Source organism: Streptomyces sp. NPDC091292 (assembly GCF_044757265.1).
Taxonomy (GTDB): Bacteria; Actinomycetota; Actinomycetes; order Streptomycetales; family Streptomycetaceae; genus Streptomyces.
Genome location: NZ_JBIVUQ010000009.1, coordinates 288,037 through 306,539, shown reverse-complemented (window position 1 = coordinate 306,539; position 18,503 = coordinate 288,037). Strand labels below are relative to the sequence as shown.

14 protein-coding genes are annotated in these 18,503 nt (G+C 72.5%); 4 read left to right on the top strand and 10 right to left on the bottom strand.

Annotation, left to right across the window (positions count from 1 at the left end):
* The first annotated feature begins 115 nt into the window (after positions 1 to 115).
* Positions 116 to 1,441, top strand: coding sequence for a hypothetical protein (locus ACIQNU_RS25295; protein WP_401370493.1), 1,326 nt, complete (start codon positions 116 to 118; stop codon positions 1,439 to 1,441).
* On the opposite strand, the gene ACIQNU_RS25290 is transcribed toward ACIQNU_RS25295, so the two are convergent.
* Genes ACIQNU_RS25290 through ACIQNU_RS25280 form a run of 3 tightly spaced genes read right to left on the bottom strand, consistent with a single transcriptional unit; the run spans position 1,422 to position 5,744 of the window.
* Positions 1,422 to 3,602: a tetratricopeptide repeat protein gene (locus ACIQNU_RS25290; RefSeq protein ID WP_401370491.1), complete on the bottom strand. Its 2,181-nt coding sequence runs from the start codon at positions 3,600 to 3,602 to the stop codon at positions 1,422 to 1,424. The genes ACIQNU_RS25295 and ACIQNU_RS25290 overlap by 20 nt on opposite strands.
* A 31-nt stretch (positions 3,603 to 3,633) precedes the next feature.
* Positions 3,634 to 5,076: an MFS transporter gene (locus tag ACIQNU_RS25285; protein WP_401370490.1), complete on the bottom strand. Its 1,443-nt coding sequence runs from the start codon at positions 5,074 to 5,076 to the stop codon at positions 3,634 to 3,636.
* The gene (locus tag ACIQNU_RS25280) at positions 5,073 to 5,744 is read right to left on the bottom strand and encodes an ArsR/SmtB family transcription factor (protein WP_401370487.1); all 672 of its coding nucleotides are present in this window, start codon (positions 5,742 to 5,744) and stop codon (positions 5,073 to 5,075) included. Before ACIQNU_RS25280 ends, ACIQNU_RS25285 begins: the two co-directional genes overlap by 4 nt.
* A gap of 180 nt (positions 5,745 to 5,924) precedes the next feature.
* On the opposite strand from ACIQNU_RS25280, the gene ACIQNU_RS25275 reads away from it, so the two are divergent.
* Complete coding sequence (locus ACIQNU_RS25275; RefSeq protein WP_401370484.1) at positions 5,925 to 8,987, top strand: aminotransferase class III-fold pyridoxal phosphate-dependent enzyme; 3,063 nt, start codon at positions 5,925 to 5,927, stop codon at positions 8,985 to 8,987.
* Positions 8,988 to 9,008: 21 nt separating this feature from the next.
* Here ACIQNU_RS25275 and ACIQNU_RS25270 read toward each other — a convergent pair whose 3' ends face one another.
* The gene (locus ACIQNU_RS25270) at positions 9,009 to 9,419 is read right to left on the bottom strand and encodes a Fur family transcriptional regulator (RefSeq protein ID WP_401370482.1); all 411 of its coding nucleotides are present in this window, start codon (positions 9,417 to 9,419) and stop codon (positions 9,009 to 9,011) included.
* 221 nt (positions 9,420 to 9,640) lie between these two features.
* Between ACIQNU_RS25270 and katG the strand changes: the two genes are divergently transcribed.
* A complete protein-coding gene (katG, locus tag ACIQNU_RS25265; RefSeq protein ID WP_401370479.1) occupies positions 9,641 to 11,872 on the top strand; it encodes a catalase/peroxidase HPI in 2,232 nt (743 codons plus the stop codon).
* A 210-nt stretch (positions 11,873 to 12,082) separates the two neighbouring features.
* On the top strand, positions 12,083 to 13,027 hold the full coding sequence (locus ACIQNU_RS25260) for a helix-turn-helix domain-containing protein (protein WP_401370476.1): 945 nt from the start codon (positions 12,083 to 12,085) through the stop codon (positions 13,025 to 13,027).
* A 48-nt stretch (positions 13,028 to 13,075) separates the two neighbouring features.
* On the opposite strand, the gene ACIQNU_RS25255 is transcribed toward ACIQNU_RS25260, so the two are convergent.
* The 6 genes from ACIQNU_RS25255 to ACIQNU_RS25230 all read right to left on the bottom strand — a co-directional run bounded on the left by ACIQNU_RS25255 (position 13,076) and on the right by ACIQNU_RS25230 (position 18,461).
* A complete protein-coding gene (locus ACIQNU_RS25255) occupies positions 13,076 to 13,798 on the bottom strand; it encodes a type I-E CRISPR-associated protein Cas6/Cse3/CasE (protein WP_401370473.1) in 723 nt (240 codons plus the stop codon).
* Positions 13,795 to 14,670 carry a type I-E CRISPR-associated protein Cas5/CasD gene (cas5e, locus tag ACIQNU_RS25250; protein WP_401370472.1) on the bottom strand — a complete coding sequence of 292 codons (876 nt, stop codon included), beginning with the start codon at positions 14,668 to 14,670 and terminating at the stop codon, positions 13,795 to 13,797. Before cas5e ends, ACIQNU_RS25255 begins: the two co-directional genes overlap by 4 nt.
* Entirely contained in the window at positions 14,667 to 16,031 is a 1,365-nt protein-coding gene (locus ACIQNU_RS25245; RefSeq protein ID WP_401370470.1) for a type I-E CRISPR-associated protein Cas7/Cse4/CasC, read from the bottom strand. Before ACIQNU_RS25245 ends, cas5e begins: the two co-directional genes overlap by 4 nt.
* Positions 16,028 to 16,606, bottom strand: a complete 579-nt coding sequence (gene casB, locus ACIQNU_RS25240) for a type I-E CRISPR-associated protein Cse2/CasB (RefSeq protein ID WP_401370468.1) — start codon at positions 16,604 to 16,606, stop codon at positions 16,028 to 16,030. The genes ACIQNU_RS25245 and casB overlap by 4 nt, the downstream gene beginning before the upstream one ends.
* Positions 16,603 to 18,117 carry a type I-E CRISPR-associated protein Cse1/CasA gene (locus ACIQNU_RS25235; RefSeq protein WP_401370466.1) on the bottom strand — a complete coding sequence of 505 codons (1,515 nt, stop codon included), beginning with the start codon at positions 18,115 to 18,117 and terminating at the stop codon, positions 16,603 to 16,605. Before ACIQNU_RS25235 ends, casB begins: the two co-directional genes overlap by 4 nt.
* A gap of 164 nt (positions 18,118 to 18,281) precedes the next feature.
* Positions 18,282 to 18,461 (bottom strand): hypothetical protein, encoded by a 180-nt coding sequence (locus tag ACIQNU_RS25230; RefSeq protein WP_401370463.1) that lies wholly within the window; start codon positions 18,459 to 18,461, stop codon positions 18,282 to 18,284.
* Between the last annotated feature and the right edge of the window lie 42 nt (positions 18,462 to 18,503).

Here is an 18,503-nt window from a genome sequence, read left to right as displayed (position 1 = left end):
CGGAAGCCCGGAAGCCCGGAAGCCCGGAAGCCCGGAAGCCCGGAAGCCCGGAAGCCCGGAAGCCCGGAAGCCCGGAAGCCCGGAAGCCCGGAAGCCCGGAAGCCCGGTTTTCGGGATGGCGCCCGAGTGGGTGCTGTCCGAGCGCACCGGACGCCCCGTGGCCGACGCCCTCGTCCTCTCCCACCCCGAACAGATCGCCCGCCTCCGCCGCGCCTGCCCCGAGGCCGCGCACACGGCGGTCCTCGCGGGCGACCCCTGCTTCGACCGGATGCTGGCGGCCCGCCCGTACCGGGACCGCTTCCGGCGGGCTCTCGGCGTACGGCGCGGTCAGCGGCTCGTCGTACTCAGCTCCACGTGGAATCCGGAGTCGCTGTTCGGTGACCGGACGGACGCCGACGGCGGTGCCGACATCCTGCCCGCGCTGCTCCCGGCGCTGACCTCCGAACTGCCCGCCGACGAGTTCCGTCTCGCCGCCGTCCTGCACCCCAACATCTGGCACGGTCACGGACCCGGCCAAATCCGTGCCTGGCTGGACCGGGCCCGGCGCGGCGGCCTCACCCTGATCGACCCGCTGCACGACTGGCGGCAGGCCCTGATCGCCGCAGACACCGTGATCGGCGACCATGGCGCCGTCACCTACTACGCCGCCGCACTCGGCACCCCCGTACTCCTGGGCGCCGCCCCCCTGTCGGGGCTCGATCCGGCGTCGCCCGCCGCCGACTTCGTCCGCCGGGCGCCCCGGCTGGACCCGTACCGGCCGCTGCGCCCCCAACTCGACGCGCCGCGCGCCCCGGAGCCGGGCCCCGCCGAGTTCACCACGTCCGTGCCCGGCGAGTCCGCCACCCGGCTGCGCCGCCTCTTCTACACCCACCTCGGCCTCCGCCCGCCCACCGGACCCGCGCTCCTCGAACCCCTGCGGCTGCCCCCGTACCGGCCGCCCGCCCGCACAGCACCCCTGCGGGTCCTCACACGGCGCCGGGGTCCGAGTGAGGTGGTGGTGGAGCGGTACGCCGATCCTGACAGGGCGCCCCGTGCGTACGGCCACAACGGGGCGGCCGAGAGCCACACCGCCGTCCACGAGGACACCCGTGACCCGCGCGCCCTCGACCTCGCCGACGTCGTCCTGCGCGACGGCCCGCCCGACGACCGGCGCCTCGGCTCACCGGCCCGCTGGTGCGCGGAAGTACTGGCCCGGCACCCGGACTGCGCGCTCGCCGTGTACGTCACCGGGCCCGACGCCTGTGTGGTCCGGACACGTGCCGGAGAGCTGATCGATGTCATGGCGCACCATGACGGGGACGCCGACCCGGCCGCGTACGCCTCCGCGCTGCACACCCTCCTGGCCGCCGGTCACCCGCTCGGCGCGCTCGCTGCGGACGGGCTGACCGTGCGGACCGGAACCACCGTGCACCGAGCGGCGGTCACTCCCCGCCGGGAATGACATCCGGAGTGACATCGGGGGCGGTCTCCGGGGGCGGCTCGCACCGCTGCCGCATGCGCCGCAGATGCACGAGCTGATACGTGGCCTGCTCGTCGGCGAGTACCGCCTCGGCCTCCTCGATCAGCGCGAGCGCGTCCGCGCTGTCGTCGCCGTCCAGGCAGGTCTCGGCGAGATCGGTGAGCGCCCTGGCCGTGTTGTACGCCTCGCCGCTCGCGCGGAAGAAGGCGAGCGCGGTCTCCAGGTGGTCCTTCGCCTCGGTGCGCCGGCCGAGGTGGCGCAGGGCCCGGCCCCGGTGGCGTTCCAGCAGGGCGCGGGCGCGCGGCAGATCGGCCGCGCCCTCGTCGCCGGGGCCGATACCGTCGTAGAGCCGCCCCGACGCGTCGAAGCAGTCGAGGGCGTCGGGGTAGCGCCACTGTCGCAGCCGGAGCAGCCCCAGGAACTCGACCGTGGACGCGTGTCCCCTTACATGCCCGGCCGCGCTCTCCGCCGCCGCGGCCTTCCGCGCCTCGGTCTCGGCCTCGTCCCACTCCCTCATCTCGGTCAGGGTGTGGGCGAGTTGGGCGTGCAGGGCGCCCGCGGTGCGGGTGCTGGGGCGGTGGGCGTCGGCCACGCGTACCGCGATCTGGAGCGCGGGGCGCAGTTCGTCGTGGTACCCAGCCTTGAGCTGCAACGGCCAGAGGGCCTGGGCCAGTTCCATGACCGTGTCATGGTCGCCGAACTCGTCGGCGGTGTGGATCGCCTGGACCAGGTTGGCGGCTTCGGCGCTGAGCACGGCGACCGCCTCGCCGGGACGGTCGTACGTCACGGTCGCCGCTCCGGCGGGGAGCGGCGGGACGCGCCAACTGTCCGGCAGCGCGCCCCGTGCGGCGCCCACCGCGAGATCCCGGTATCCCGCGAGGGTCCGGGCCACGGCCTGCGCGCATCCGGCGATCCCGTCGACGTGCGCGGCGGTCCGTGCGGCGTGGGCGAGTACGGCGGGGCGGTGGAAGTAGCGGCCGTCGGGGGTGTGTTCGAGGAGTTCCACGTCGGCGAGTTCGCCGAGGAGGCGCGCCGTGTCGGACTCCGGGATTCCGGTGGCCCAGGCGGCGGTGGCCGGGGTGAGGGCGGGCCAGGGGCGCACGGCCGTCAGGCGGTACACGCGGGCGGCGTCCGGCGGGAGGAGCCGGTAGGTGTCGTCGGCGGCGGTGGGTACGGGGTCGTCGGGGGTGCCGGAGGCCGGGGTGGCCGGGGGCGGGGGCGTGGGTCCGGTCAGGCGGAGTGCGGCGGCCCGCAGCGCGTAGGGCGAGCCGCCACAGCGCTCCAGGACGGACGGCAGGGTGGCGCGGGCCGCCGACAGGGCCTGCTTGTCCACGAGTTGGCCGAGCAGCCGCATCGCGTCCCGGTCGGCGAGCGGTCCGACGGGGATGCGGAGGGCGTCCAGGCCGGGCAGCGGGTGGGGCGAGACGATCAGGGTGAAGACGCCGGGCGCGGAGGTGATCAGGGGCCGGACCTGTGCGGCGGACCAGACGTGGTCGAGGATCACGAGGAGGCGCAGATCCGCGACCGTACGGCGGAAGAACTCGATGCGGTCGTCGGCCGCGGTGGGGATCTCCTCGGCCGGTACGCCGAGTTGGCCGAGCAGCCGGTGCAGGGCGCTCGCCCCGCCCAGGGCGGCGCCGGGTGTGTCGCCGCCCAGGTCGACCCGGAGCTGGCCGTCCGGGAAGAAGCGGCGGGCGTCCCGGCACCCCCAGTGCACGGCGAGGGTACTGGTGCCCATGCCCTCGTCGCCGTGGAGCAGCGCGACCCGGGGGCGTCCGTCGGCGCCGCGCGACGCCTCCTGGGCGAGTTGCCTGAGCGCGGTCCGACGGTCCGTGAAGAACCGCGTGGACGGCTGGAGTCGCGGGACCTGACCGGCCCACCGCCCACCTCCGCCCGGGATGCCCTGCGCGAACGCGGCCCATGCGACGGCGAGTTGGGGCTGCCGCTGTAACCCGGCGAGTACTTCCCGTGCGACGGCGTCCCGTTCGTCCGCGCTGGTCGGGGCGGTGACCTCGCGCCCCGCGATCCGCCGGACCAGTCCGCCCGCCGACTCCCAGGCCCAACGCCCGGCCTCGTTGGCCATGCCGTAGCCGACGGCTCCGAGCACCGTCGCGATGGCCGTGAGCGAAACCTGATCGAGCACGCCGCACTCCCCCTGTCCACAACCGTGGGGATCAACGGTAGCGCGGGACCTCTTCGGGCGACTTCGTGTTACGAGTCGCCGTCGTGTTCCGCTCCGGCCCCTCCGGCCGCGGTATCCGCGCCGGCCCGGCGTTCCGGATCCACAGCAGCGCCCCCGCCCCCAGCACCACCCCGCCGAGCAGCCACGCCGGCGGGCCCGCCGGAAGTGCGCCGACCGCGAGACCGACGAGGGCGCCGACGAGTTGGAGGGCGAGGGACTGGACGGAGAGGGCGGTGGCGCGGCGGGAACTGGGGACACGGCGGTGCAGCAGGTCGTTCTCGTTCGGGCCCGCGACACCGAGCCCGAGGTAGACCAGGCCGTAGCCGAGGGCGGCGGTGACCGTGGCGGCCGGGCCCGGGAAGCCCGCCGTCGCGCCGAGGACCAGCAGTCCGCACGCGCCCGCCCCCAGCCCGGCGAGCACCGCGCGTTCGCCGCCGCCCGTGAGCCGGGCCGCGAGCGGCGCGAGGTGGCTGCCGATCCCCGAGCAGACGAACCCGGCGCAGGCCAGCGCCGCGAACAGCACCGCGCCCGACTCCGGTGCGCCGGTCAGCGCCGCGGCGCGGCCCGGTGTGAGCAGTTCGATGGTGGCCAGCGCGGCCCCGGCGGCCCCCGCGCTGAGCAGCACGCGCCGCACCAGCGCGTCGCCGCCGCCGAGGCGCAGCCCGCCGACGACGGTGGCCGGGACGTCGGCGAGCACGCGGCGCAGGGTCGCGGGCGGGCGCGGCGGTTCGGGCAGCGCGGTCAGCACGTAGGCCACGAACCCCACGATCACGGTCGCGCCGAGCAACGCCGGTACGGACAGCGGCAGTACGAGGCCGGAGGTGGCCTCGCGCAGTCGGGCGCCGATGTCGGGTCCCCGGCCGAGCAGCCAGGGCAGGGCGCCGCCGAGCAGGGTGCCCGCGGCCAGCGCGGCGGAGGTCGCGGCGCTGCCGCGCGCGAGTCCGGTACGGAGGTCGGCGCCGGGTCCCGAATGTGCCTGGACGGTGTCGACGTACCAGGCTTCGGCCGGGCCGCTGGACAGGGCGCGGCCCGCGCCCATGAGCGCCATGCCGAGGGTGAGCACCCAGGAGACGGTGCCCAGCGCGATCAGGGTGAGGGCGCACAGGTTGAGCACCCCGGCCATGGCGAGGACGGCGCGCCGCCCCAGTACGTCGGAGAGCCCGCCGGTGGGGAGTTCGAGCGCGGCGGCGGTGAGCGAGTGCGCGGCGAAGAACCCCGCGATGGCGACCAGCGCCATACCGCGCTCGGTGAACAGCAGCACCTGCGGACCGAGGGAGAGCCCGATGGGCAGCCAGAAGAGGACGGAGACGGCGACGTAGCGGTGGCGGGCGGTCAGGGGTGGGAGTGGGGGTGTCCGGTACGGGGTCGGGGTCGGGGTCGGGGGTGCCGTCGCGGGCTGGGGGGCGGTCGGCTCGGCGGGCTCGGACGCGGTCACGAGGTGGTGTCCCGCGACTCCGGCTCGGCGTCCGACTCGGGTCCCGGCTCGGCTTGCGGGCCGGACCCCGCCATGGGCAGCCCCGCCGTCATCAGCATCACCTGCTCCGCCCGCACGTCCCCCTCGTCCCGGGCGACGAGTTCCGTCAGCTTCTCGTCCAGTGCCTGCCACAGCTCGGTCAGTGACTCGGGGGTCAGGCGGGGCATCAGGTCGCTGATACCGGAGGGTTCGCGCCACTCCGGGGCCAGGCGTCCGGCGGCCAGGTCCGCATCGTGACGGCCCAGCGACTCCTCCAGGTGCTCGATCTGGCGGCGGCGGGAGAACTCGACAAAGGCGCGGCTCTCCGGGGCGGCCTCCATGGAGGTGTTGCTCCACGAGGTCACGCTGTGCACGGAACGCCAGCGCCGCTCCCGCCCGTCACGGTGCTCGGCCTCGGAGACCCACGCGTACTTGGCCAGGACCCGCAGGTGGTAGCTGGTCGATGCGGACGACTCCCCCGTCCGCACGGCCAGTTCGCTCGCCGTGGCGGGCCCGTGCTGCCGCAGCAGTCCGAGCAGCCGGATCCGGAGGGGGTGCGTCAGCGCCTTCAGGGCCGCCGCGTCCCGTTCGGGGTCGAGTACGCGCCGGTACGCAGGTCCTTCGTGTCCTTCGCTGTGTTCGCTGGCCATGACGGCAGCGTAGGCAGGGTTCGGCACTTTCCAAAAGAGTTTTTGCAAAATTTATTTGGGAAACTGGTCGAACTGTCTCCGCCGGGAGAGCCGTGGCACGGACCCCGTGCACCGGCCGCGTTGACACGGTGATTACCTTTGCCGGGCGGTGTGTGATCCCGAGCAGAAGTGGAGCCGACCATGGGGTTCTCGGCTGGTGAGTGGCTGGTGCCGCCGATGGCTCCGGTCGATGAGGGCGCCGTGGCGGCCGTGCTCAAGGAGCGGTTCGGGGTCGGTGGCGAACTGGTGGATCTGGGCAGTCAGCAGGACCGCAACTACCGGGTGCGGACTGCCACGGGTGACTTCGTGTTCAAGATCGCCAATCCGGTCGCGGACCCGTCCGGGCTGCGCGCCCAGTGTGCCGCCGTCGACCGGCTGGCGGAGGCCCTGCCCGGCCTGCGGCTCCCCCGGGCCCGCGCGGGCCTCGACGGCGACGTGGTGCAGCGGATCGACGCGGGCGGGACGGATCTCGCCTGCCGGCTGCTGCACTACGTCCCGGGCGAGCCGATCATGGACAGCCGCTATCTCGCTCCGCGGGTCGTCGCCCGGCTCGGGGAACTCTCCGGGCAGATCGCCGCGGGGCTGGCCGGCACCGGGACGAGCACCGAGTCCGCCGGGCCCCGTATGTGGGACCTGCGCAACGCCCCCTCCGTCATCGAAGCCCTGGCCCCTCACCTGCCCGACCAGGCCCGCGCCGCCCGCGTACGGAGCACGTCCAGGGCCGCGTACGCACTGGTCGCCCCCTACTCCGACCGGTTGCCGGTGCAGATCATCCACGGTGACGTCACCGACAACAACGTGGTCTGCGAGACGGCACCTGACGGCCGCCGTATGCCCGTCGGCGTGATCGACTTCGGTGATCTCGGCCCCGGCTGGACAGTGGCCGAACTCGCCGTCACCTGCGCCTCCGTACTCCACCATCACGGGGCGGGACCCGCGTCGGTACTGCCCGCCGTGCGAGCGTTCCACGCGGTGCGTCCGCTGGCGGACGAGGAGGTGGCCGTCCTGTGGCCGCTGATCGTGCTACGGACGGCCGTCATGGCGGTGAGCGGGCAGTACGACACCCTCCTCGACCCCGGCAACGACTACGCCTCGGCCGCCCTGGACCGCGAGTGGGCGATGTTCGAGGCGGCGGTGTCGGTTCCGGCGGAGGTGATGACGGCGCAGCTCCGGCACGCGCTCGGCGGCCGGACGCCGGAGGCCGTACCGCGCTCCGGACACCGGCTCCTGCCCGCGCTGCCGGACGACGTGCCCGTACTCGACCTGTCCGTCATGAGCGGGGACCTGCACTCCGGGCGGTGGCTCGAACCGGATGCCGAAAGCGCCGCCGTGGCCGGTGCGCTGGGGGCGGGCTCGACGGCCGGGCAGACGGCGGTACGGACCCGGCACGGGGAGTTCCGGCTGACCCGTACGGCCGTCGACGTCATGGATGCCGCCGCGACCTGCGCGCTCGGTGTGGAGGTGCATCTCAACGGCCCGTCGGCTGTCGTGGCGCCCTGGGACTGTACGGTCACCCGGCACGGCGTCAATGGGTTGACGCTGCACATGGACGGGTTGAGCCTGATCCTGGATGGCATTGATTATATTGATCACCTTGACGGCATTGACGGCATTGATGACTTCGGCAACATTGACGCAATCGACCGTACGGACGCCGTTGACAGCGTTGACGGCATCAGCAACAAGGACCCGATCCACACCGTCAATGCCGGACAGACGCTCGGCACGGTCTCCGATCAACACAGCACCGGCAGCCATGTGCTCGGCATCCAGCTCTCCCGGCTCGCAGGGGCACGCCCGCCCCGGTTCGTGACCCCGGATCTCGCCGCCGGCTGGCTCGCGGTCTCCCCGGACCCGACCGGGCTCCTCCTCACAGAAGCCGAAGCCGAACCCAAGGCCAAAGCCGCCCAAGACACCCCCGGTCACGGGCAGTTGCTGGAGCGGCGCAACCACTCCTTCGCCACAGTCCAGGAGCACTACTTCACCGCGCCACCCCGGATCGAGCGCGGCTGGCGCCACCACCTGGTGGACACCGAGGGCCGCGGCTACCTCGACATGCTGAACAACGTGACCGTCCTGGGCCACGGCCACCCCGCGCTGGGCGAAGCCGTGCACCGGCAGTGGCAGCGGCTGAACACCAACTCCCGTTTCCACTACGCCTCGGTGGTGGAGCTGTCCGAGCGGCTGACGGATCTGCTCCCGGCGGGACTGGACACGGTGTTCCTGGTCAACAGCGGTTCCGAGGCCGTCGACCTGGCGCTCCGGCTGGCCTGGGCGGCGACCGGGCGCCAGGACGTCGTCGCCGTCGAGGAGGCGTACCACGGCTGGACGTACGCGAGCGACGCCGTCTCCACCTCGATCGCCGACAACCCGAACGCCCTCGCCTCGCGGCCCCCGTGGGTGCACACGGTCGCGGCGCCGAACGCGTACCGGGGCCGGTACCGGGGCGCGGAGGCCCACCGGTACGGCCCGGAGGCCGCCGCGCGGATCGCCGAACTCGCGGGCGAGGGGCGCCCGCCCGCCGCGTTCGTCTGCGAGCCGTACTACGGCAACGCGGGCGGCATGGCCCTCCCGGACGGCTATCTCCGGCAGGTGTACGAGGCGACGCGCGCGGTCGGCGGAGTGTGCGTCGCCGACGAGGTGCAGGTCGGGTACGGGCGGCTCGGCTCGCACTTCTGGGGGTTCGAGCAGCAGGGCGTGGTGCCGGACGTCGTCACCGTCGCGAAGGCCATGGGCAACGGTCATCCGCTGGGCGCGGTGATCACCCGCCGCGAGATCGCCGACGCCTATCGCACCCAGGGCTATTTCTTCTCGTCGGCGGGTGGCAGCCCGGTGAGTTCGGTGGTCGGCCTGACCGTTCTCGACGCGCTGCGCGACGAGCGCCTTCAGGCCAACGCCCTTGACGTGGGCGGCTACTTGAAGGGACGGCTGCTGGAGCTGGCGGAACGCCACCCGCTGATCGGCGCGGTGCACGGCTCGGGCCTGTACCTGGGCGTCGAGTTCGTCCGGGACCGGGAGAGTCTGGAGTCGGCCACCGAGGAGACGGCGGCGATCTGTGAACGGCTGCGGGAACTGGGCGTCGTCGTCCAGCCGACGTCGGACAGGCAGTGCGTACTGAAGATCAAGCCCCCGATGTGCCTGACCCGGCGGAGCGCGGACGTGTTCACCGACACCCTGGACGACGTCCTGACGCACGGGTGGTGAGGCCACGGCGTGGTGAACGCATCAGGTGCAGGAAGGGCACAGCCCCCGGTACGTGACCTCGACCTCCGACAGGGTGAAGCCGAAGCGTTCCTCCGGCGGGAGGTCGGCGAGGGGGTCGCCGGTCGGGTGGACGTCGCGGATCGTGCCGCAGCGGGAGCACACCAGGTGCTGGTGCGGATGGCGGGCGTTGGGGTCGTACCGCTTGGCGCGGCCCTCGGTGGAGACCTCCATGACCTCGCCGAGGGAGACCAGCTCACCCAGGGTGTTGTACACGGTCGCCCGGGAGATCTCGGGCAGGAGCCGGGCCGCGCGGATGTGCACCTCGTCGGCCGTGAGGTGTACATGGTCGCCGTCGAGGACCTCCGCGACGACCCGCCGCTGGGAGGTCATCCGCCAGCCACGCCCTCTCAGCCGCTCCAGCAGATCACTCATGTCGGTCCGTTCCGATCGGGTATGGGTTTGGCGTTCTTCTTGACTTGGATTCTGTCCATCGTAGGATCAGTTCCGCCGACAGCCTAGAGACTGGACGACTCCTCAGCGGAATCGGGAAGACCAGTGCGGTACCGGCTCTTCCCGCGGAGCGGCCCGTCCCCCGGCTTTTCAGCGCCCGCAGTTCCTGAGCACCGTGATCCACCGATTCAAGAAGGATTGCCATGTCTGAGAACCCCGATGCAATCGTCACAGACGCCAAGGCAGAGGGCGCAGGTGGCTGCCCGGTCGCGCACGGGCGCGCGCCGCACCCGACTCAGGGTGGCGGAAACCGCCAGTGGTGGCCGGAGCGGCTCAATCTGAAGATTCTCGCCAAGAACCCCGCCGTGGCCAACCCGCTCGGCGAGGAGTTCGACTACGCGGAGGCGTTCGAGGCCCTCGACCTCCCGGCGGTGAAGCGGGACATCGCGGAGGTGCTGACGACCTCGCAGGACTGGTGGCCGGCGGACTTCGGGAACTACGGCCCGTTCATGATCCGGATGGCGTGGCACAGCGCGGGCACGTACCGCATCAGCGACGGCCGCGGCGGCGCGGGCGCCGGGCAGCAGCGCTTCGCCCCGCTGAACAGCTGGCCGGACAACGGCAACCTGGACAAGGCGCGCCGTCTGCTGTGGCCGGTCAAGAAGAAGTACGGCCAGAGCCTGTCGTGGGCCGACCTGATGATCCTGACCGGCAATGTCGCGCTGGAGTCGATGGGCTTCGAGACCTTCGGTTTCGCGGGCGGTCGCGCGGATGTGTGGGAGCCCGACGAGGACGTCTACTGGGGCCCCGAGACCACCTGGCTCGGCGACGAGCGCTACACGGGCGACCGTGAGCTGGAGAACCCGCTCGGCGCGGTCCAGATGGGCCTCATCTACGTCAACCCGGAGGGCCCTAACGGCACCCCGGACCCGATCGCCGCGGCCCGCGACATCCGTGAGACGTTCCGCCGGATGGCGATGAACGACGAGGAGACGGTCGCCCTGATCGCCGGCGGCCACACCTTCGGCAAGACGCACGGCGCCGGTCCCGCGGACAGTGTCGGCCCCGACCCCGAGGCCGCCCCGCTGGAGGCGCAGGGCCTCGGCTGGCCGAACTCGTACGGCACCGGCAAGGGCGGCGACGCGATCACCAGTGGTCTGGAGGGCATCTGGACGGACACCCCGACCACCTGGGACAACAGCTTCTTCGAGATCCTCTTCGGCTACGAGTGGGAGCTGTTCCAGAGCCCGGCGGGCGCGAACCAGTGGCGCCCGAAGGACGGCGCGGGCGCGGGCACGGTGCCCGACGCGCACGACGCATCGAAGACCCACGCCCCGACGATGCTGACGACCGACCTGTCGCTCCGCTTCGACCCGGCGTACGAGCAGATCGCGCGCCGTTTCAAGGACAACCCGGCGGAGTTCGCGGACGCCTTCGCGCGCGCGTGGTTCAAGCTGACCCACCGCGACATGGGCCCGATCGTGCGCTACCTCGGCCCGGAGGTCCCGGCCGAGACGCTGCTGTGGCAGGACCCGCTGCCCGCGCGGACGGGCGAGCTGGTCGACGCCGCCGACGTCGCGTCCCTCAAGGAGCAGGTCCTCGCCTCGGACCTCACGGTGTCGCAGCTGGTCTCCGCCGCATGGGCGTCGGCCTCGTCGTTCCGTGGCAGCGACAAGCGCGGCGGCGCCAACGGCGCCCGGGTCCGCCTGCAGCCGCAGAGCGGGTGGGAGGTCAACGACCCCGACGAGCTGGCGTCGGTGCTGCGCACCCTGGAGGGCATTCAGGAGAGCTTCAACTCGGCGCAGTCGGGCGGCAAGCAGGTCTCGCTCGCCGATCTGATCGTGCTCGCCGGTGGTGCGGCCGTCGAGAAGGCGGCGCGGGACGCGGGTGTCACCGTCGAGGTCCCGTTCACCGCGGGCCGCGTGGACGCCTCGCAGGAGCAGACCGACACGGAGTCCTTCGCGGCGCTTGAGCCGGCCGCCGACGGGTTCCGCAACTACCTCGGCAAGGGCAACCGGCTGCCGGCCGAGTACCTGCTGCTCGACCGCGCGAACCTGCTGACCCTGAGCGCCCCCGAGCTGACCGTCCTGGTCGGTGGCCTCCGCGTCCTGGGCGCGAACCACCAGGGCTCGGCGCTCGGCGTGCTGACCGCGACGCCCGGCTCGCTGACGAACGACTTCTTCGTCAACCTGCTCGACCTGGGTACGGAGTGGAAGGCGACGTCCGAGGACGCGCACACGTTCGAGGGCCGCGACGCCGCCACGGGCGAGGTCAAGTGGACGGGCAGCCGCGCCGACCTCGTCTTCGGATCCAACTCGGAGCTGCGCGCCGTCGCCGAGGTGTACGCGAGTGACGACGCGAAGGCGAAGTTCGTGAACGACTTCGTCGCGGCGTGGGACAAGGTCATGAACCTGGACCGGTTCGACCTGAAGTGACCCCGGCGCCCGATCGGTTCACCTGACGGGCTGACCGGCTAACCGGTTCGTCTGACTGGTTCACCTGATCAGGACGCCCGCGCGCGACCCTGTGTTCGCAACGTCCAGGCCGGCCGGCCCGCCCGGTCGGCCTGGACGTTTTTCGCCGTCCCGGGGGTAGCGCGAATGTGCCCTTGTCCCCCGTCACATGCCCGCAGCAAGATGCTGCTCATGGGGATTCACGGGGAGTTATCGCCGTACGACGCCCAGGACGCAGCCGCTTTCGTCGAGTTGATGCGGCGGCTCAAGGAGCGTTCGGGACTGACGTTCCGGGAGCTGGAGGAGCGGGCCGCGCGCGGGGGTGACACGCTGGCGCGCAGCACCCTCGCCGACATCCTGCGGCGGACGAGCCTGCCGCGACCCGACGTCCTGGAGGCGTTCGTCCGCGCCTGCGGGGACGGGCAGCGGGTCGGCGTCTGGCTGGACGCGAGGGAGCGGCTGGAGGTGAGGGAGCGGCTGGCCGCCCGTACCCCTGCGGCGCCGGCCCCCGAGGCTCCGCCGCCCGACACGGAGGCGGTCGGCGCGCGGTCACGCCCGGGGCTCGACCGGCGCAGGACCGTCCTCGTCACCGGACTCGCGATTCCCGTCCTGGGCCTGGCCCTCTGGGGAGTGCTCTCGGGCGGATCCGACGGCTCCGACGGTTCCGGCGCTCCGGATGGGAAGGCGGGACCCGCCGACGGCTGGGTGACGATCCGGCCGGTCCAGGCACCCGACCTCTGTCTGACGGACGGACGGGATCCGGACAAGGCGTACGGCAGCGCGATCGCCGTCCAACTCCCCTGCGCCCAGTCGACCGTGCCCCGTACCTACCTCGAACCGGCCGGCGAAAGCCTCTACCGCATCCAGTGGCACCACCCCTCGGAGGGGAAGGGATGCCTGGCGATACGGAGCGAGGACCCGGTCAAGGGCACGCTCGAACCCATGAACGACTGCACCAAGGGCACCCTGTTCCGTCTCGCTCCCGACACCACCGACGGCGTCAAGGGCTACCGCCTCCGCCCGGCGCACGGCACCACATGCGTCGGCACCGGCGACAACGCCACCGACGGGGCCCCGGCCGTCGAGGAACGCTGCGCCGACACCGCCGACCAGCTCTTCCTCATCTGGAAGGACTGACCCGCGACCGCTGCTCCCCGCCACCGCAGCTCCCGCCCCGGCCGGCCCTCAGCGCACCAGCACCAGCCCGCATCCGTACGCCCGTCCGTGCCCCAGCCCCCTCGTCAGGACACCCACGAACGTCTCCGGGTCCGTGACCGTCAGCTTGCCTCTGACCTCGGCGCGTGCGATACGGAGACCTTTGTGGGGAGCGGGACTTGAGATGCGCGGCAGCATGCGGACGGCCAGTTCGTCGGGGTGCGTGTCGGCGCCCAGGCGGGTCAGGCCGTCGGGCGCGACAGGGGGCTCGCCCGGGGGCTGGAGGCGGCGGGTGAACCAGGACTTCACGTAGTCGGGGCGGGTGTGGGCGACCCGTACGCCTCGCGTCTTCTCGGGAGCGCCCGGTGCGGACGGGCGGCTGCGCACGGGGTTGACGACGGTACGGAAGTCGACGGTGTCGCCCACGCCGAAGGTGCGGTCGAGGGTCAGCGTCTCGGTCTCGCCGGCCAGTGCCGCCGGCGGAATCCGGCCCCAGTCGCCCGGCACCCGGGACTGCACGACGAGGGAGAGCCGGGCCTCGCGGAGGTTCAGGGTCCAGGTCGACAGGATGCCCATCTGGGCGCGGGCGTCGCGGCTGCCGTCGTCGACCCAGCCCCGGAAGCCGCTCATCACGGTGCGGTGCATGTCCTGCGCGTCGATCAGCGATTTCGCGGCGTAGGGGTGCCGGGCGTCCAGGGTCAGCAGGGTGTGGGTGGCGACGAACCGGGCGGCCGTGGGGCGGGGCGCTGTCACGGGATGATGTTCCAATCGACGGCGTTCGGGTCGATGGTGACGCGGACCCTGGTCTCCCAGCGCGCCGCGTGGAGCGGGCCCATGGCGTGGAAGCGCACCGGCTGGTCCGTGACCGGGCCGGTGCCGGGCACCGGATGCGGGCTTTCGAGCCAGGCCCAGGGCCGGTGGTCGCGCGTGCGCGGGGGCGCGTCGGAGTACGCGGGCAGCAGCGCCACGGACGCGAAGACGTCGGCGAGGGTGCCGGGCCTGACGCCGAGGGCGAGTTGGCCCGAGGGCGGGCAGGACTTCCGGCCCAGCCACAGCAGGCGCCTGGGGTGTTCCAGGGCGTGGGCGATCCGCTCCAGCAGCTCCCGCCCGGGGTGCTGGAGGCCCACCAGAAAGGTGGCGTCGGCGAGGTACCAGCGCTCGGTGATCAGCGCGTTCCTGCGGATCTCCGCGGAGACGAGGGCGCCGGACAGCGGGTCGGCGGCGATTCTCTTCGGCGCCCCGTACCAGCCGTCGAGTTCGTGGTGGCCGAAGGTGTCCCCGGTCGCGGTCTCCAGCGCCGGGGCGACGGCGGCGGCGCGCCGGTGGTCGGTGGCGAGGTCGCGGGGCCGCAGCGGGAACCGGCCCGCGCCGACACTGTGGTAGTCACGCACCGGCTTGCCGGGATGGTCGGCGCGTACGCCGAAGAGCAGGGGGGCCAGTTCGACGAGCGGGTCGCTCTCGGGATCGTCCGGCGGAGGTTCGCGGGGCAGGCCGAGCGCGGCGGCGCACAGCCCGATCACGCCCGACTTGGTGGGTCTGCTGTGCGTGTCGCGCCGCCCGAACCGGCCGGCCACGCCCCAGGACTGGAGCGGGGCGGCGAGCCGGATGAGCAGCACGTGGCTCACGGCGTCAGCTCCTCGATCTCCGTCACGGCCGTGACGCCCGCCCCACCTGACTCCTTGAGCACGGCGTCGATCTGCGGGTCGTACGTCAGGACGCGCGCCGCCTTGAGGTCGGGGCGGCGGTCGCCGACGAAGGCATGGTGCCGGAGCAGTCTGCGGACCGCCGCCGGACCCGCCGGGCCCTCGCCGCCCGCGTTGGTGGGGTTCTCGTCCACGGGGAGCTGGAAGGCGGCGGCGTAGTTGTAGGGGCGCGCGCCCTCGAAGGCGAGGACGAGGGCGGGCAGCGAGCCGGTGGAGGCCGTGGAGTTCTTCTTGGCCTCGGGGAACGCCTCCACAAAGGCGTTGACGAACTCCTTCTCGGCGGCGACCGCGGTCTCCTTCGCCTCGGCGTCGCTCATTCCGGCGGCCCGGAGATTGGTGTGCAGTTGGACGCGGTCGAGGACGGCGTGGCGGTAGAAGGTGCCGGAGATCAGCGACTGGTAGCCGGTCATGCCGGCGCCGGCGTCGTCGGCCGATTCGAGGAAGTCCAGGGCGTTCCGCTTCCGGTGCAGCTTGGCGTCGTCGGCCGCCGCGTAGAAGTCGTCCACCTGCTCGGCCTCCTGGACGGTGAAGGCGTGGCTGCTCTGGACGGCGCCGTCCACATTGGGCGAGTCGGCGATCTCGGCGAGGAACCGGCCGTAGAGCGCGATGTCGATGGCGTCGCGCGGTGCGATGGCGAACAGGACGGCGTCGCGGTGGTGCTTGGGCAGGGCGGGCAGGGCGGACACGGTAGGCGGGGCGGAGAGGCCGGGCGGGGCCGCGTCGGGGGATTCGGTCTCCGGTTCGGGCTCCGGATCGGCCTTACGGCCGCCCTTGCGCGGGGACTTCTTCGCGGTCTCCTCCTGCATCCGCAGATACTCGTCACGCCAGGCCCGCAGCTCATCGGCGTACTCGTGGATCCGGGCGGCGATCCGGGTGCCGGTGTCGGCCGGGGCGAAGAGGAGCACCTTGGTCAGATGGGCGACGGTCTTCTTGGCCGGGTCGCCGAACTTCAGGCCGGTGGCCTCGATGACCGCGCGGGCCGTGACGATCGCCTCGTCCCGGTCCCAACCGTGATCGGTTTCCAGGGACTTGGCGGTGATGAGCGCCCATTCGCGGGTACGGAGTCCGGTGCTGCGGCCGGCGAGGGCACCGACACCGGCGTTGGCCCGGTTGCGCGCGTGCACGCGCTCGGCCCGGCGGCGCGCCTGACTGGTGATCATATGACGTTCGACTCCCCCGTAAACCAGACTTTTCGGCGAGCCGTTCTCGTCACGTACGGGGAGCACGGCGACCAGGGTTTCCAGTACGTGCAGGGAGAGGAACTGGCTTCGGGCCTCGGTCACGTACTCGCGTCCTTCCGCGTCGTCTGCATGGTCGTTCCACTCGGGGTACCGGTTCCGCTCCGGTTTCGGGCGCGCGGTTCGTGGAAGTCCACGGACCATCCGTAGGGGACGCGCGCCTTGCGGTCGTGCCAGCGGGTCAGATCGTCGGTGAGCTGGATCCAGGAGGGCGGCGGCTGTTCACAGGAGCGCAGCCGTGTGACGGTGTGCTGGAGGTGGCGCCAGGGAATACGGCGACTCGCGACGACGCGCGACAACAGCCGCTGCGCGCCGGGGTTGTCGGGGCCGCGCCCCGTGCCGTCCCCGATCCTGCGCGCGGCGGCACCGAGGCTGCCCGTCCCGTACAGGGGGACGGACCTGCCCTGGTGGTAGACGCCGAAGAGGAACGCGACCTTCTCGAAGATCTCGCGGCGCTCGGCCGGCCCGTACCACCCGGCCCGGATGTGCGCGTCGGTCGGCGTGGTGCGGCGCAGCTCGGCGAGTTGGCCGTACTCCCGGTTGCGTACGAGGGAGATGAGCCAGGCGGTGAGCTGCTCGGCGCCCCGCTGGTCCGGAACGGGCTCGTTCCGCTCCGTCATGTGTGCGTCTCCCCTCGGAGTTGGGCGGGTGCCTTGGGATCGGCCATGTCGGCCTGGAAGCGGGCTTCGGCGCGGGCGCGGGCGTGATGGCCGTTGTCGTTGCGCGGGAGCGAGTCGAGGCGCTGCTTGAGGAAGTCCTCGGCCCTGCGACGGAGTTCGTGGGCGTAGTCGAGCAGCGAGAGCGGTACGGGTTCGCCCCGGGCCGTCTCGTCGAGCAACTGCTCGAAGGGCTCCTCGGCGGCCGGCCAGAATTCGCGGCGCGCGTCGAAACGGGCCTGTTGGGCGGCGCGGTCGGCGGGTTTGGGGTTCGGGTAGACGATCTTCCACGCCACGTATGCGGAGCGCTCCAGTGCGCGGGCGACGTGCTCGGCGATGTGCGAACCCTGCCGCGACGCGTCGCACAGCGCCTCGCCCTGGCTGGGCGCGTACGGGAAGTAGCCGTCGGTCCAGGCCACGGCGAGGGTCTTGTTGGCAATGAGTCCGACGGCCCAGAGCATGCAGGGCGGACCGGCACCGTCCTGCGGGAACGAGAGGCTGCGAAGCCGCCCGAACAGCCCGGTCTCCGCGTCCCTGGCCGCGGTGTAGAGCGCGTGCGCGTCGCGCCAGAGGGCGCGGGTCGGGGACGGCCAGAGCGGTTTGAGCTGACCGTTCGCCATCGCTCTGAAGACGGCGTCTTCGACGTCGCGCTCGGGGTCGAGGCTGAGGAGTTCGCCGGCTCCGATGAGTACGCGGTCGACGCTGACGGTGTCGCCGTCCACCGCCGGGCGCAGAAGCACGGACCGGCCGAGGTAGCTGTGCAGGTCGGCGGGTCCGGAGGTGGCGCGGCCGGGCGGTTTGGTACGGAATTCTCGGCGCGGGAAGTCGCTTGTGGTCCATGACGTGTTGAACCGGCCCGCTTCCCCCTTGGCCGCCGGGTAGAGGTTGAGTCGCAGGGTGTCGCCGACGGTGCGGCCCTGGACCACGACCCGGATACGGCCCTGGAGGCGCCCGGCGGACAGGTTGGTCAGTTTGGCCCCCAGCGCCTTGCCGGACACCCGGGCCCGACCGGCCAGTCCGTAGACGTGCTGGGTCAGCAGTGCCCGGAAGGCGGCGGCGGCCGGAAGCCGGTCGGGGTGCTGAAGGTGATGGTGATCGAAGAACTGGCTGTAGTCACCGACGTGTTCGAGGACCAATTGGGCGGGTCCTGTGCCGAATTCGTCCATGAGCGGGGCGAGCATGCTGCTCTGGCCGAGGGGCTTGACCGGGTGGAAGAGGTCCCAGTCGTCGGAGGGCTGATCGGCCAACCAGGCCGCGACATCATCGAGCTTGTGTTCACCGGTGACCCAGTCACGCCACTCGTCGGTGGACGCCGGGAAGATCTGGGCGGCGAAGCAGATCCCGAGCAGGTAGTCGACGAGGGCGACGCCCTCGCCCGGGGTCGCACAGGAGAGAGCACTCAAGTCCTCGGCCCGAAGAAGGACTTCGATCAGGGAAAGCTCCCTGACCTCACCCCCAACGGAAACAGTGGGCACGCAGGGCTGATACCGGGGATCCCAAGAGGGACGCCCCTCAGCGAAGACGCACACGTCGGACAAGGCTGGGCTACCACTCTCGTCGGGGCCACGTACGGTGACCGGGGGGACGCTAGCAGTTAGCGGAGTGGGCGAGCGGGGGTTCACGGAATCCCCCGTGACCGTCATCGCGGTGGGCGTCGCCTCAGCAGGATGGTGAGTGTGGCGCGGGCGTCGCGGCGACGGTCCGGGGTTCGGGCCAGGACCGAGGTGAGGGCGACCGTGGCGAGGACGGCCGTGTACAGCGCGGCGCCGGCGGTGGCCCAGGTGGTGGCGTCGAGGACGAGGGTGGGGAGTGCGGGCACGGTGGTCCTTCCGGTTCTTGCCCGGGTGTCGGAGCGCCGGGC